We start from the raw sequence: 14,121 nt of genomic DNA, 5'->3' as shown, positions 1-14,121 counted from the left end.
GGTTATGAACGAACAGCGGTTGATCGCTATCTTCACCTCAAACACAACTCCATCATGCAACGCAGAAAATTCATCGCCGCCGCCGCGGCACTTCCCTTTACCGCAGTAGCTGCTACAGCTAATAACCCACTGGCCGAAGGTGACCGGCAACTCATTGAACTCAGAACCTACGAGATTAAATTTGGCGGAAGCGGCAAGGGGCGGCTGCTCGATTATCTCCTGGAAGTTCTGGCCCCAACTCTCCGCAGCATGGGCTGCCCCTGGGTGAAAGTGCTTAAAGAACGCGGCGACGCAGATCCCGCCAAAATATGGTGCATGATTGCTTACCCCGACGCCACCACTTACGTCAAGGCTCAGGATTTGTCCGGGAACGTCGATTTTCGCACTGCCTCGGCAGACTACGACGCTCTTGGCCCGGAGAAGCCCATCTTCAATCGCTACACTTCCTCCCTCTTATTGGCTTTTACCGGCATGCCTCAGGTCACGGATTCCAGGGAAGCTGCTCTTTATGAACTCCGCACTTACGAGGGCTATAGCGAGGACGCGACCCGCCGGAAAATCGCTATGTTCAACGACGAAGAAATTCCGCTCTTTCATCGAACCGGGCTGCATCCCGTCTTTTTCGGGGACATGATCGCCGGACCCTACCGCCCCAGTCTGGTCTACATGCTGCATTTTAAAGACATGGAAGAACGCAACGCTAACTGGAAAACATTTGTCGACTCTCCTGAATGGAAGGAGATGGCTGCTAAGCCGAAATATGCTAATTCCGTATCCAATATCCGAAAGGTGTTTCTGGAGCCGATTGGGTAGTAATTTGGTTCGTTGGTCTTTCAGGCCCAAACTATATCCCTCGCGGCAGCCCAAAATACCAACGAACCCAAAAGCTAAACCCGCTCCATAATCGTTACGTCAACCCGCCGGCCTCCACTCTTGCCAATGCCGTGTTGGATGCCTACCGTCCGAAAGCCATTGCGCTCGTGAAAGCGGATGCTGCCGGTATTTTCTGTCCATATTTTAGCGGTGAGGTGGTGGTAGCCGAGCGCTTCCGCAGCGGGTAGCAACAGATCATAGAGCTTTTGGCCGAAACCTTCACCGGTCCTGCCCTCCCATAAAAAAATGGAGACTTCCCCCGCGCCGGCGTAACCGCCGCGATCACTGTAGGGTTTGACGTAGGCGTAGCCAACAATGCCACCAAAGATGTCAAGCACTATCAGTGTACATACTCGTGGATGGTGAATCAGTTCTATGAATTCCGCCTCTTGCCGGGGAGTAACAACCATGTGGCTTTTACCAATGTAGGTATTGAATATGAGCGCCATGTTGGTGGCGTCGTTTTCTAGGGCTTTACGGATCTTCATGACAGACGAAATTTATCGGCGCCCTCCTGATAGCCTGCGTACCAGGTCGACTGGAAATCGGGGAAGATTTGCCGGAGGTGATGCACGAGATGAAACAGGTAATCTTCAATCAGAAAGCCAAGGCTGCTGGGTGTATTTTTCGCCACCTTGCGCATCGCCATCCGGTGGAACTCATGGCGGGTGGTAAGGGCATTGACCCGTTCTGCGGGCAGGCGGCTGAGCAAGGCGGCAAGGTGCTGCTGGACGAGCAGGAAAGTATCGATTACTTCGCTTCCTTCCCGTTCCTGATAACCATTGAGCATCACCCAGGCTTTCTGATCGTAGCCCGTAAAAATCAGGTCCTCCTGGTCTAAGGCGCGTAAAAAGCGACGATGATTGTTGTAGGCAGAATCGATCAGGTGGCCCAACACTTCCTTGGCTGACCATTTTTCCGGAGAGGCTTTACGGCTTAGTTCCGCCTCCGTTAGCTGACGAAGCAAAGGGGCGACGGTGCGCAGGATGCCACGTAGGTTGTCCGAGAGCAGGGTAGGGGTCATGAGCTTTTACATCTGATTTCTGACGAAAGTAATCGCCTCACCTCCAAGCACAAAATGGCGGGTGAAAATTTACCAAATAATAGTTAGCTTTGTTTTTAAACTAATTATTATGACCGTCATCAAACCACCAAACAGTATCGCCCTGAATCATCGTCGCTCTGAGCTGGTGTTTTTGGCGGGCTCCATTGAAATGGGGGTTGCTGAGAACTGGCAGCAAACAGTAGAGGCTTTCTTCTCTGACAAAACCACCTATACTTTGCTGAACCCCCGGCGTGATGAATGGGACGCCAGCTGGGAGCAATCCTTCGCCTCTCCCCAATTCTACCAACAGGTCAACTGGGAACTCAATGGCCTCGAGCGGGCGGATCACATCATCCTCTTTCTGGCTCCCGAGACCAAGTCTCCCATCTCCTTGCTGGAGTTAGGGCTTCATGCCAACAGTGGGAAATTGCTTGTCTGTTGTCCGCCAGGTTTCTGGCGGCGGGGCAATGTGGAGATTGTGGCGGAACGATACGGCATCCCGCTCTATGAAAAGCTGGAGGACTTACTTCTGCGCCACTTTGAGGATTGAAGATTCCAGTGGAATCTTCCCGGAGGGTTCTGTTTTCTCCGTGAATTTCTGTGGTTAACGGGCTGGCCTGCCCCTTAAAAAATGGCCATCTGATTCTCATCCACCTCGTCCGGCTTCTGCCGTTTCTTCAGCAGCACGTTTGGCAGGTCCATGTCGGGCAACAGCCGCTTCACGATCCTCAGGCGGTGGGTGTAGCGCCCAAGCTCATAGTTGAAAATGCCGTAGTGATCAACGGCATCGATGCGAACCCGATCGTGAACGTGGAGGATCTGACTATCCGGCAGTAACAGACCAACGTGATCGATCTGCCCTTTGCGGTTGTCAAAAAAGGCCAGGTCGGCGGGCTGTGCCTGCACGACAAAGTCGACCATCTCCCCGCTATGGCTCATCGCCTCTGCGGTACGCGGCAGCCGGACATTGATCAGGCGGGTAACCAGTTGGATCAGCCCGGCGGCATCAATACCGGTGGGCGTACGCCCACCACTCAACTGCGGCACATACAGCCAGCGACGGGCAAAACGGATGAGCAGCTCAGCGTCCGTCCGCAGATCTTCTGACAAAGCCGCCTGCCCGGAATAAGAAAACACCTGCTCACCGTGACGCAGCCGGATGCCATCGTATTCCGGTAAGCGTGCACCGAAGGTAATGGGCAGCCCGGCCTTTTCGCCCAGTATCGTCGAGTACAGCTCCAGGGCAAAAGCGGGCTTGTCGCGCTGCAAGCGAAAGGTTCGCTCGTCAACGCCCAATAACTGATCCGTACGCACGTAGCCCTCAAAGTCATCATCGCAGCAACGAATGTGACTAAACGTTTTGCCGGCTTCCAGCAAAGAAACCGGCTCACCGAGTAGTAATTGACTACTCATAGCAGCATTAACCCGGGGTTTTTCCCGGATGGCAGCCGCAGTATAGCGGCCAATGGCGTAGGGGCTTGACATATCGGGCGTAAGATAGTAGCCACAGTGATATTTTTCCCTGTAGATTTAAATTCATTTATCCCTCGTCTTGCTCAAGGCAAAATCTCCGGAGAACCCCTCCTTCGCGCAGCGATCCCTCTCTACAATCTGTGTCTCTCTGTGAAAATCTGTGGTTAAACCCCCAATCGCGCAGCGATCCTCCCCCGCCATACTCTGTGTACCTCTGTGCTTACCTCTGTGCACCTCTGTGGTTACCCCCCCCCAATCACACAGCGATCCCTCTTCCAAACCTGAGGTTATTCCCTCCAGTTGCGCAGCGATCCTGCCCACCTTCCCTTGCTCAAAAAAACGCCCCTTGCACCCGCGTCCGCGCCCTCCACAAAATAAGCCGCCCAACTTCCCCGTTCAGTTCTCCGATACCCCTCGTATTTTTGCGGCCCCAAAGCCATTACATGAAACATATTTTTACCCTGGTCCTTCTCTTTACCCTTGGCGGTAGCCTTTCGGCTCAGGATTACCATTTTTCCCAGTTCTTCTCCAATCCGGTCTCCCTCAATCCTTCCCTGATTGGGCTCTTCCCCGGCCGGTACCGGGTGTCTTTTGCCAACCGCAGCCAGTGGGGGCAAACCCTGGAGACGCCCTTTACGACGACGGCTTTCGCGGCCGACTTCCACTACTACGTCAACCCGAAAAAGCGCCAATACAAAGATGCTTTCGGCGTCGGGGTGGTCTTTGCCAGTGATCGGCTGTCGGAGTTCAACTACAGCGTCAATCAGATTATGGTGGGTGGGGCTTTTCATAAATCGCTGGATCCCCGCAACAACCAAACGCTGAGCCTGGGCTTTCAACTGGGCGTGGTGCAGCGTAACGTCAGCTACGACCAACTGTCGTTTGAGGATTCCTTTGATGGTACCTCTACCTACGTCGACGGCCTGAGCGGAGAAGAACTCCCCATTAATAATTATGCCTTTGGTGATTACCAGATCGGGCTTAACTACGCCTACGCCCCTAAAAATGCTGCTGGCATTTTCGTTGGTCTTGCCCTGCATCACTTCAATGAGCCAGAGCAGAGCTTCTACGCCGAAGCTACGGCAGGAGAGGACATTGAAGTAACCAACATCCTGGACCGCCGTTACAGCGGTTACCTGAATTTTCGCCTGCCGGTGGGGCGTGAGGTGGAGCTAAGCCCTCGCATCTATGCCTTTGCTCAGGGGCCGCATACCGTAGCTAACCTAGGAAGCAATATCCGTTTCCTGATGAATGATTCGAATGGTGCCGCTTTCCACCTCGGAGCCTACCTCCGAACGGTCGGCAGCGAAGAGGAATTCGGCATCGACAGCGCCGTAGCGGCTATGGGACTGGAAATCTCCAATTTCCTTCTCGGCTTCAGTTACGACATTGGCCTGAACGGCCTGCAAACCAATCGCCGCCATCAGGGAGCTTTTGAAATCAATATTGCTTACCTGGGGCAGTCGGATGATGACGAATCCGTCCCTTGCCCGAAATTTTAACGACTCATTCTCTATATTGTCGTCAGTTATCCTTGTTTTCAGAAAGCATCCCCTTGAAATGAACCGTTTACGTACCCTTTTTCTGTTGTCTTGTTTTGTCTTAGTCTCTTGTTCTCTCTCCGCTCAAATTGAATGGCTGAGTTGGGAAGAAGCGGTGAAGAAGAATCGGCAGCAGCCCAAAAAAATTCTCGTTGATGTTTATACCGACTGGTGTGGTTGGTGTAAAACAATGGACAAAAAGGTCTTCGCCGACCCCGTGATCGCCGCCTACGTGAAGGAACACTTCTATGCCGTCAAATTTGATGCCGAACAGAAGGAAACCTTGAAGTATGACGGGCACACGTTCAATTTTAATACTGAAATCGGTCGGCGGGGCTCTCACGAACTAGCTTATGCCCTGCTCGATGGCCGGATGAGCTACCCAAGCATCGTTTATCTGGACGAAAACCGCGACCGGATCAGCATCAGCCCCGGTTTCAAGCCCGCTGACAAGTTCATCAATGAGTTAAACTTCATTAAGGGCGGGCACTATCGGACCAAGACCTATCAGGAATTTCTGACTTCTTTAGGGAAGAAGTAAGCAATGAGTAAATAAGCGTTGAGGCGCGCACGCAGGTGCAGGGAAGGGTTGAAGAGCCGTGTGCTACCTGCCCGATATCTACCGTGCATAGTAAGCCGTAATACCTGCTTTGCCCAATACATGCTCCGCCGCAACAAATAGTACCATGGCCGGAGAGGCGTTCGCGTCAAGGCCCAGGGAATCCGTCTTCAAAGCATAAATCTCCAGGTGATAAGCGTGTGGTTTATCTCCCGGAGGAGGGCAGGCTCCGCCGTACCCATTACTGCCATAGCTGTTGTTTACCTGTATACTGGAGCCGGGCATTCCGGTTTGGCTGGCGTTATTGTCCAGTTCATTGACGGAGGCCGGGATGTCAAACGCACACCAGTGCCACCATCCTCCGGGGCCGGGGGCATCCGGATCATGAAGGGTGATGAGAAAACTCTTGGTTCCTTCCGGAGCATCGGACCATGAAAGCTGCGGACTCTTATTTTCGCCGCCCGCGCCAAAGTCGTGGTATACGTTCTGATTGGGCACCTGCCCGCTGAATTCTTTACTGCTGAGGGTAAATCCTGCCATGGTCGATTGTGTTTTTGGAATTAACGTGGAGAGCGGAAAGGGGTTCAAAATCGAATAGCCGTGCCGGAAAGGGCACGGCTATTCGTTAATCTTTATATAGAGGCAAGTAATTACCGAACGAGCAAACGCTCGAGTAAACGCCCATTTTCACCGGAAAGCTCCACCAGGTAGATTCCCGGCTGCAAGCTGGTGGTAGGTACGGCAATGGTCTCATTCCCCGCCGTAAGGCGAAGGCTGTTGCGGTTCAGTTCCCGGCCGGCAATGTCCAGAACGCGAAGTGTATAGTCTCCGGCAACGTCGGGGCGGACACTCAGGCTTACGGGGCTGTCAGCAGGGTTAGGAAAAAGGCGGGTTTCGCTGAAGCCCGGGTTACGGGTACTCACGGGCGTACCTTCTTCAAAGGTCAGGATGGTGGGGGAGGTGCTGCCATTGTCTCCACTCGTGCCGGCGGCACGGTTGACGAGATTCCCGACAACGTACATCTTAACTTCTCCGGCACCGGCTTCTGGTGCCGTCCACTCAAAGGTGAAAGTACTGTCTGCATTCGGGGTGCTGTGCTCAGCGTACTGCCGCCCCGAGCCCGCGGGGCCAGAACTAATCTGTACGCCTGCTCCCGGAGAACCCATTACACCGGCTACGTTGTTGCTTGCATCCAGTATCTGAGACTGAAACCCAGTGGCTGCCGGAGCCGTCATGGTGTGGCCTACGGCCACGGTGACGGTATAGGTCTGACCGGGGCGGTAACTGGTCGGGTTAGCTTCATCACCATTCTCATCAGAGAAGGTAATGGCTAGCTGCGGTTCTCCGAAGCTGCCGGAGTTATGACAGGTGCTGCAGGTGGATTCCATCCCACCTCCGGCGCTCGGCGCGCCGGTGAAAAAGTTGTTGTTAGCCGCCGGGCCGCTGGAGTTGGCCAGAAAGAGTACCGTTGCACCAATGGTAAAGAATATGGCGAGGAAACGAAAAGAGGAGAAGTTCTTCATAGTTGATGTTGAGAGCGGGGTCTTTGTTCTGAATGAGAGGACACGCATGGAGATGTCCCGGAAAACTTTGGGTAAGATAGGCCGTAATAAGCTAATCTAAATGTCTTGGCCTTTGCTTTTAGGGGAGTAAAACCTCACCCGCGCTTGCCGAGAAATAGTTGTGCTACTTGATGAATAGCTTCCAGGGCGAAATGGTCTGCTTACTGGCTATAAATGTTTGTCCAGCCATGAGTTGGGGTCAAAATAGACAATCGCTTTTTGCTCAAAGGGGTCTTTCCGGAACTTCCCTAAGCCCTGTCGTAAATCCTCAAAAATGGGCTCCTGCTCCGCTTTAGGTACCTTTAGTAAGCGGCGTAAAGTCGCTGCGGTAAGAAGGTGGACTTCCGCACTTTCCTTGCTTTTTTTTAGCAGACGTTTAAGATTCGTGAGCCGGATGTCTACCAGGTCGAAGTTCCCTAATTCAAAATTACAGATCGAGTGGAGCAGTCGGGTGTTGATCAAAAGATCTTCTCTGAGAATCCCTCCCTGGATGTTGTCAACCTCAATAAGATAGTCTATCGCCTCATCATATCGATAGGTAAGAAAGCAAGCCACGGCGCTTTTATATAGAAACAGACCCCAGCGCTGATTATTAGGACGGAAATTATTCAATTCGTAGTCTCGGTGTAAGGCAGTAGATAGTTGGTAGGCAGATTCCCAGTCTTCGGAAGAAAAGTAGTAATTATACTTACTCAGATTAAGGTAGGTAAGCCCCAGTTGCCGGGAATTTTCGTTCAGCCTCACCTTTCCATCGTGCAGAAAGCTATCCATTCGATCAACGTAGCGTTTGAGATCTTTTTTTATGTGGGTGAGATAGCTGAATACGGCTACGTAATACAGGCACCGAAGGTAGAGGTCCGGATCTTTAACGATCATTTGCTGGCTCATGTTGAAAAGCCCCGCAGTGTCTCTGGCGGCTTCCAGTGCGTCCTGAAAGTTAAGTTGTATGTAGTAGTACCACATGGTAGCCTGCATCCGGTTAATCCGCTGATGGAAGGTGCTGCCGGTAGATTCTGAGTCTGCCCGTTTGGTTTGTATCTCTTGCCAGAAGGCTGCATTTTCCAAAAAATCTTCTCTGCTCCGGCTATGACCTCTCTCAATGTAGCGGCCATGAATCTGAATATTCATATTCAGCAGCTCACTGGTGTTGAGCATACTTCTGCTAATCGTCGAGGATTCGTTAAGGAGAAGATCCATTTTATTGACGACTTTTCTGGAATAGGTGATGTGGCGAGCTTCGATCATTTTCTGAAACTCCATGATTTCGAGGTGCAAAATGTCTTGCCCGTGTTTGACTGCTTTAAGCTTAGCCCGTTCCAGCAACTGAAGCGCATCCAGATAGTGCCCCTTACCGTAGAGAATTCGGGTGAAGTCAATTTGTTCCCGCAACTCAATGTCTATTTCTTTACTAATGTAGATCAATCGAAGGCTGGTCAGAATTTCATTATACAGGTGTTGGCGAAGGTTCGCATAGCTCCCCTTGTTAAGGGATAGTTTTCTCATCACCAACTCCTCCGTGATCTTCCTTTTTCCGGAGAGAAAATCAAATAGAAGAACAAACTTACTACCCGAATTAGAGGCGGAGCGATTGACGTATATTTTGAAATTTCGCTTTTCTGCAGGAGACATTGAGTTTATTAGTCGTTGCAATTTGGTGTCAGACATGGGATTAATACTTTTCGTAAATGTATGATAATCCGAAGTTTAAATCTAAATTATTTGCATCGGATATCATATTAGGTGCCTTATCTTCTCTTTCACACTAAGTCAGGACGTGTCACATTTGTCACATCAACAGCGAAGATGACGATCTCCGCAAAATCGAGCTGACGTACTAGTCGTCCATTTCCGGGGCACCGGAAACACTAATTAACCACCCATTCAATGAAGAAAATAGAAGCCATCATCCGTTTGTCCCGTTTCGAATCCATTCGGGATGCCTTGGCTGAGATCGACGTGAACTTCTTCACGCTCTCCGAGGTAAAAGGTTTCGGCCTTCAACGTGGCGAACAGCTAACCTATCGTGGTAGCGTATACGACGCTGACTACATTGCAAGGCTACAACTTGACATTTTGGCGCCAACGGAAAAAGTTGATTCCATCATACAGGCCATCACTGCTTCCGGGCGTACCGGTAAAGTTGGTGACGGTAAGATCATCGTTTACGATCTGGAACGCATCGTTCGGATTCGTACCGGCGAAGAAAACGAAAGTGCTATCTAATACCACTCTGCCACCATTACCCAAGGGCGATTTAACCACTCCCCCCTACACCACTTCTTAGCAGGACTTTCACTTACACACAAGCGCAAACACTCGTATTTCTCAGAACGCGCATCTCCTGCCCCTTAGCTCCTAACCACAATAAGACCATTGCTGACGCTGCTATTGCTTCGTCCTCCTGGTCATTTGCTTCCAGGAACGATCAATTGTCAGCTGATCTTCCCAGTAACTCCCCTTTAGAAAACTAACAACTACAAAATATTGATTCCCCATGGAAGCATTGTTTACAGTAAATAACCTTTGGATTCTGGTGGCGACGTGTTTCGTCTTCATCATGCACCTGGGTTTTGCCAGCCTCGAAGCTGGTTTCGTACAGCGTAAGAACGTTGTCAACATTCTCTTCAAAAACTCCATGATCATCAGCATTGGCCTGCTGACGTACTACGTCGTAGGTTATAACCTGATGTACCCCGGAGACGATTTTGCCGGTGGTTTTATCGGCCGTTTCGCTCCTATGGATTGGGCAGCGGGCTCCGTTGCTGATTATGCTGCTGCTGCTGAAGGCGGATCTACCTACACCGGGTACTCGGACTTCATCTTCCAGGGCATGTTCGCCGCTACCTGCGCTACCATTGTATCTGGTGCCGTGGCGGAGCGTATCAAGCTGGTCCCATTCCTGATTTTTGCTACCATCTTCGTTGCACTGTCTTATCCCATTACCGGTATGTGGCACTGGGGTGGAGGCTGGCTCGCTGAAATGGGCTTCTACGATTTCGCCGGTTCTACCCTCGTACACGCTGCGGGTGGCTTTGCTGCCCTTGCCGCTATCATCCTTCTGGGGGCTCGCCGCGGTAAGTACAAGAAAAACGGTCAGATCACGGCTATCCCAGGACACAGTATGCCACTGGCTGCCATTGGTGTATTCCTCCTGTGGTTCGGCTGGTACGGCTTTAACGGTGGTTCCGTCCTGAGTGCAGACCCCAACGGCGTCTCTCTCGTATTCGTTACTACCTCTCTGGCCGCTGCGGCTGGTGGTGTTGCGGCCTTCTTCGTTGCTTACGCAATGTTCCGCTCCTATGACCTGTCGATGGTGCTCAACGGCATCCTCGGTGGCCTGGTGGGCATCACTGCTGGTGCTGACCAGATGAGCGGCATGGATGCCATCCTCATTGGTGCCATTGCCGGTGTGATCATTCCTTTCAGCATTGTCTTCTTCGACAAAACGCTCAAGCTCGACGATCCCGTTGGTGCTACCTCTGTCCACGGTATCTGTGGTATCTGGGGAACACTGGCCGTTGGCATCTTCGGCGATATGGCCGGCGGTGGCCAGCTGGTGACGCAGCTGATTGGCGTTGCTGCCATCGGAGCTTTCTCCTTTGTTACGGCATTCGGTATCATGGGAGCTCTCAAAGCCGTTATGGGCATTCGCGTCGATGAAGAAGAAGAAATCAAAGGTCTTGACATCGGCGAGCATGACATGCACGCTTACACGCTGAGTAAAGAGGACGGAATCTTCCAGCTTACCTCTGAAGGGTAATCAGGTTGCAAGTTGCAAGTTGCAGGTTTTTGGGTTGCTTAACCTGAACCCTGCAACTTGAACCCTGCAACCTCAAAAAAAGCCCGAAAGCGCTGCAACGCCAACGGGCCGGCCGGAAACGGACGAACCGCCCCCAGACTAGGAATCTTTCTGACTCTTCAATCAGAGCAGAAAACCAAAGGTAAGCAAGCGATCCAAATCGCCCAACTACCACGGGGCAGACTCGTATTCGGTCAACCAAAATTAACTAACGAGTCTACTTTATAATTCCCCAAATCATGAAACTTATCTTTAAAATCAGCCTCACGGCACTCTTACTGTCTTCCTTTAACCTGTACGCTCAGGATATGGCTACTTTGCCAGTAAATGACCCCATTTCTGCCCCCGAAACGGAAGAGCAGGAGGAAGAAGAGCCTTCTTTCAGCCTTACTGGCTACGTTGACGCCTACTACCAGGCTAACCTAAGCAGCGTAGACGGAGCGGGTGATGACAAATCTTACATTCCCTTTGGCAGTTCTTTCACGGGCCTGACCAACACTTTCGGTATTGGTAATGTCAACCTTCTGGCAGAAAAGACAATGGGTAAAGTGAGCTTCGTCGGTCAGATTGGCTTCGGCCCACGTGCCGTAGATGCTAACAGCGACTCTAACCTGGGCCTTGGCGGCTTGAATTTCGCCAGTACCGTACAGCAGTTATTCGTGACCTATTCTCCATCTGAATCCGTAACCTTCAGCCTGGGTAATTTTGGTACCTTCGTTGGATACGAAGTGATCGACGCACCCGCGAATATGAATTATTCTATGAGCCACTTGTTCAGCAATGGCCCGTTTTACCACACTGGTGCTAAGGTTGACTTTAGCTTCGGCGAAGGCTTCGGTGCCATGGTTGGTGTATTCAATGATACGGACTCCAAGTTCGACGCCATCGAAGGTAAGCACTTCGGCGGTCAGCTCAGCTACAGCAATGATGATCTCGGCATTTACCTCAACGCCATTACGGGTACGGAGGAAGAAGACGTGTCTGGTGAGGACAACCTCAACGAATTTCAGGTAGACCTCACGGCTACCTACCAGGTGAGCGAATCTTTCATGATTGGTCTCAACAGCAGCAACTACGCTACCAGTGTTGACGGAACCACCGCAGGTGGCTTCTTCGGTACGGCACTCTACCTTACTGCCGGCCTGAGCGAAACCGCAGACCTTAGCTTCCGTGGAGAGTACTTTGCAAGCACGGCTGCTGAAGGTGATGATACTGATCAGCCCAGCGTACTGGCACTCACCCTGAGTGGTAACTTCAAGGTTGGTGACATGCGCATTATTCCTGAAGTTCGCCTGGACAGCGGAAGTAACGACTTCCACGGCTTCGGTGAAGATGACGATAGCGCTATTGCCTTCTTCCTGGCGGGCGTTTACAGCTTCTAAAAAATTAATCGGGCGCCGGAGCGCAGGTGCAAACATGGCTCTTCAAAGAGCATTATTTTGCACCTGCGTTCGCGCCCAAATCCACATAACCTCTGATTTAACCACAGAAACAACTTTTCTACCATTATGGCTACCAAGCACAAACTCGAATACATCTGGCTCGACGGTACCGAGCCCATGCAGCACATCCGCTGTAAAACCAAAATCGTTGAAGATTTCAGCGGCAAGCTGGACGATTGCCCCATGTGGTCTTTCGACGGATCTTCCACCAACCAGGCCGAAGGCGGTAGCTCTGACTGTCTGCTTAAGCCAGTTTCTATCTGCACGGACCCAGGTCGTAAGAACGGCTATGTGGTACTTTGTGAGGTGCTCAATGCTGACGGAACCCCACACCCCACCAACGCCCGTGCTACCATCGACGACGATGACCGTGACTTCTGGTTCGGCTTCGAGCAGGAATACTTCCTCTGGGACCCCGAAACCAACAAGCCCCTCGGCTTCCCCGCTGATGGCACTGACCCAGCCCCACAAGGCCCTTACTACTGTTCCGTTGGTGCAACCAACGCCTACGGCCGTGAGATCGTCGAGGAGCACCTCGACCTTTGTCTCGATGCCGGCCTAATCGTTGAAGGTATTAACGGTGAAGTAGCTCCCGGTCAGTGGGAATTCCAAACCTTTGACAAAGGCGCTAAAGAAGCTGGTGACCAGATCTGGCTCGGCCGTTACTTCCTCGAGCGCGTTGCCGAGCAGTATGGCATTGCTATCGAATACCACTGTAAGCCGCTTAAGGGCGACTGGAACGGTTCAGGTATGCACGCTAACTTCTCCAACTCCTTCCTGCGTGAAAGCGGTAAGAAAGAGGACTACGAAAAAGTATGTGAGGCCTTCCGCCCCTACACCAAGGAGCACATCGACGTTTACGGACACGACAACCACCTCCGCCTCACCGGCCTGCACGAAACGCAGAGCATCGACGAATTCAGCTTCGGTATCTCCGACCGTGGTGCATCTATCCGTATTCCGATCGCTACCGTTGAGCGTGGCTGGAAAGGCTGGCTCGAAGATCGTCGCCCGAACTCCGCTGCTGACCCCTACAAGGTTGCTGCACGTATCGTGAAGACGGTAAAGCCTGCTTCTGTGTAAAAGAGTTACAGGTTGCAAGTTGCACGTTGCAGGGAATAGTTGAATAGACAACCTGCAACCAGCAACTTGCAACCATTAAACTGGCGTAAGCTTCCTTACCTCCCTGCATCTTGCACCCTGGTAAAGAAGGTTAAATCAGCTCAGGTTCTTCCCTCTCAGGGGGAAGGCCACGATTTTCCCGGGTTGCCGAAAGGTGGCCCGGGTTTTTCTTTTAGAGACCTATATATATGGTACAACTGAAAAGGAAGGGTAGGGGCGCAGACACGGACGATGCACTGAGTAAGGCCGAATGGGGCAGACTAAGGCTGGGAAGAGCTGTTTTCAGCCTGGCGTGTACCTTGTAAGGTCTATCACTGTAGCTCCATTTGACAGCCTTACAGAGCTAATTTAAGGGAAACAAAAAATAATTAAAACTTTCTCTTCCCATCCCTCTTGCTTCTTTGTCCTTACTCACTACAAACTTCGTGGTTTTTGCCCGGACGCAAAACAATCTGCGGAGCGAGAAAAAAAGTAAAGATCCTACCAAAGAATAGCTTGCATATGTCTTTTGGGGCGACGTATCTTTGCATCCCGCGAATGAGAAACGACTCATCGTATCAGGCTTCCAGCCTGAAGTTTGACACCCACTATCTTGCCTTCTCATAACCACGAAAAGAAAGTTTAAAATACTTTCCAAAAGTGTTGCAGGAATGAAAGAGGTGGATGTACCTTTGCGGCCCCGCAAACGAGTGGGGTTAATGAGAG

Annotated in this window: 15 protein-coding genes; 8 read left to right on the top strand and 7 right to left on the bottom strand. The window is 51.5% G+C overall.

The features are described 5' to 3' along the window. Positions 1 to 54 precede the first annotated feature (54 nt). Complete coding sequence (locus tag BM123_RS16130) at positions 55 to 813, top strand: NIPSNAP family protein (RefSeq protein WP_090170577.1); 759 nt, start codon at positions 55 to 57, stop codon at positions 811 to 813. Between the two features lie 74 nt (positions 814 to 887). Here the strand turns inward: BM123_RS16130 and BM123_RS16125 are convergent, their stop codons facing one another. Together BM123_RS16125 and BM123_RS16120 are read right to left on the bottom strand one after the other, a co-directional pair. Further along, positions 888 to 1,361, bottom strand: coding sequence for a GNAT family N-acetyltransferase (locus BM123_RS16125; RefSeq protein ID WP_090170406.1), 474 nt, complete (start codon positions 1,359 to 1,361; stop codon positions 888 to 890). Further along, on the bottom strand, positions 1,358 to 1,897 hold the full coding sequence (locus BM123_RS16120) for a DinB family protein (protein WP_090170403.1): 540 nt from the start codon (positions 1,895 to 1,897) through the stop codon (positions 1,358 to 1,360). The genes BM123_RS16125 and BM123_RS16120 overlap by 4 nt, the downstream gene beginning before the upstream one ends. 109 nt (positions 1,898 to 2,006) lie before the next feature. On the opposite strand from BM123_RS16120, the gene BM123_RS16115 reads away from it, so the two are divergent. Next, entirely contained in the window at positions 2,007 to 2,468 is a 462-nt protein-coding gene (locus BM123_RS16115) for a nucleoside 2-deoxyribosyltransferase domain-containing protein (protein WP_090170402.1), read from the top strand. 74 nt (positions 2,469 to 2,542) lie between these two features. On the opposite strand, the gene BM123_RS16110 is transcribed toward BM123_RS16115, so the two are convergent. Then, the gene (locus BM123_RS16110) at positions 2,543 to 3,403 is read right to left on the bottom strand and encodes a C40 family peptidase (RefSeq protein ID WP_090170400.1); all 861 of its coding nucleotides are present in this window, start codon (positions 3,401 to 3,403) and stop codon (positions 2,543 to 2,545) included. A gap of 431 nt (positions 3,404 to 3,834) precedes the next feature. Between BM123_RS16110 and BM123_RS16100 the strand changes: the two genes are divergently transcribed. Together BM123_RS16100 and BM123_RS16095 are read left to right on the top strand one after the other, a co-directional pair. Continuing rightward, positions 3,835 to 4,893 (top strand): PorP/SprF family type IX secretion system membrane protein, encoded by a 1,059-nt coding sequence (locus BM123_RS16100; RefSeq protein WP_090170396.1) that lies wholly within the window; start codon positions 3,835 to 3,837, stop codon positions 4,891 to 4,893. A gap of 58 nt (positions 4,894 to 4,951) precedes the next feature. After that, complete coding sequence (locus tag BM123_RS16095; protein ID WP_090170394.1) at positions 4,952 to 5,473, top strand: thioredoxin family protein; 522 nt, start codon at positions 4,952 to 4,954, stop codon at positions 5,471 to 5,473. Positions 5,474 to 5,551: 78 nt separating this feature from the next. Here the strand turns inward: BM123_RS16095 and BM123_RS16090 are convergent, their stop codons facing one another. The 3 genes from BM123_RS16090 to BM123_RS16080 form a co-directional block, all read right to left on the bottom strand. Then, positions 5,552 to 6,031, bottom strand: coding sequence for a YbhB/YbcL family Raf kinase inhibitor-like protein (locus BM123_RS16090; RefSeq protein ID WP_090170392.1), 480 nt, complete (start codon positions 6,029 to 6,031; stop codon positions 5,552 to 5,554). 110 nt (positions 6,032 to 6,141) lie between these two features. After that, positions 6,142 to 7,014: a choice-of-anchor V domain-containing protein gene (locus BM123_RS16085; RefSeq protein ID WP_175489425.1), complete on the bottom strand. Its 873-nt coding sequence runs from the start codon at positions 7,012 to 7,014 to the stop codon at positions 6,142 to 6,144. A 207-nt stretch (positions 7,015 to 7,221) separates the two neighbouring features. After that, positions 7,222 to 8,718, bottom strand: coding sequence for a hypothetical protein (locus BM123_RS16080; protein WP_139211915.1), 1,497 nt, complete (start codon positions 8,716 to 8,718; stop codon positions 7,222 to 7,224). Between the two features lie 219 nt (positions 8,719 to 8,937). Here BM123_RS16080 and BM123_RS16075 point away from each other — a divergent pair, with 219 nt between their 5' ends. The 4 genes from BM123_RS16075 (at position 8,938) to BM123_RS16060 (ending at position 13,377) form a co-directional block, all read left to right on the top strand. Then, the gene (locus BM123_RS16075) at positions 8,938 to 9,276 is read left to right on the top strand and encodes a P-II family nitrogen regulator (protein WP_090170385.1); all 339 of its coding nucleotides are present in this window, start codon (positions 8,938 to 8,940) and stop codon (positions 9,274 to 9,276) included. Between the two features lie 271 nt (positions 9,277 to 9,547). Continuing rightward, on the top strand, positions 9,548 to 10,813 hold the full coding sequence (locus BM123_RS16070) for an ammonium transporter (protein ID WP_090170384.1): 1,266 nt from the start codon (positions 9,548 to 9,550) through the stop codon (positions 10,811 to 10,813). Between the two features lie 278 nt (positions 10,814 to 11,091). Beyond that, positions 11,092 to 12,234 carry an outer membrane beta-barrel protein gene (locus BM123_RS16065; RefSeq protein WP_090170382.1) on the top strand — a complete coding sequence of 381 codons (1,143 nt, stop codon included), beginning with the start codon at positions 11,092 to 11,094 and terminating at the stop codon, positions 12,232 to 12,234. 126 nt (positions 12,235 to 12,360) lie between these two features. After that, entirely contained in the window at positions 12,361 to 13,377 is a 1,017-nt protein-coding gene (locus BM123_RS16060) for a glutamine synthetase beta-grasp domain-containing protein (RefSeq protein ID WP_090170380.1), read from the top strand. Positions 13,378 to 13,759: 382 nt separating this feature from the next. Here BM123_RS16060 and BM123_RS24455 read toward each other — a convergent pair. Next, on the bottom strand, positions 13,760 to 14,121 hold a 362-nt coding region (locus BM123_RS24455), incomplete at its 5' end, for a hypothetical protein (protein WP_217642176.1).

It is taken from the genome of Neolewinella agarilytica, assembly GCF_900110645.1.
Taxonomy (GTDB): Bacteria; Bacteroidota; Bacteroidia; order Chitinophagales; family Saprospiraceae; genus Neolewinella; species Neolewinella agarilytica.
This window is presented reverse-complemented; position numbering and strand designations above follow the sequence as displayed.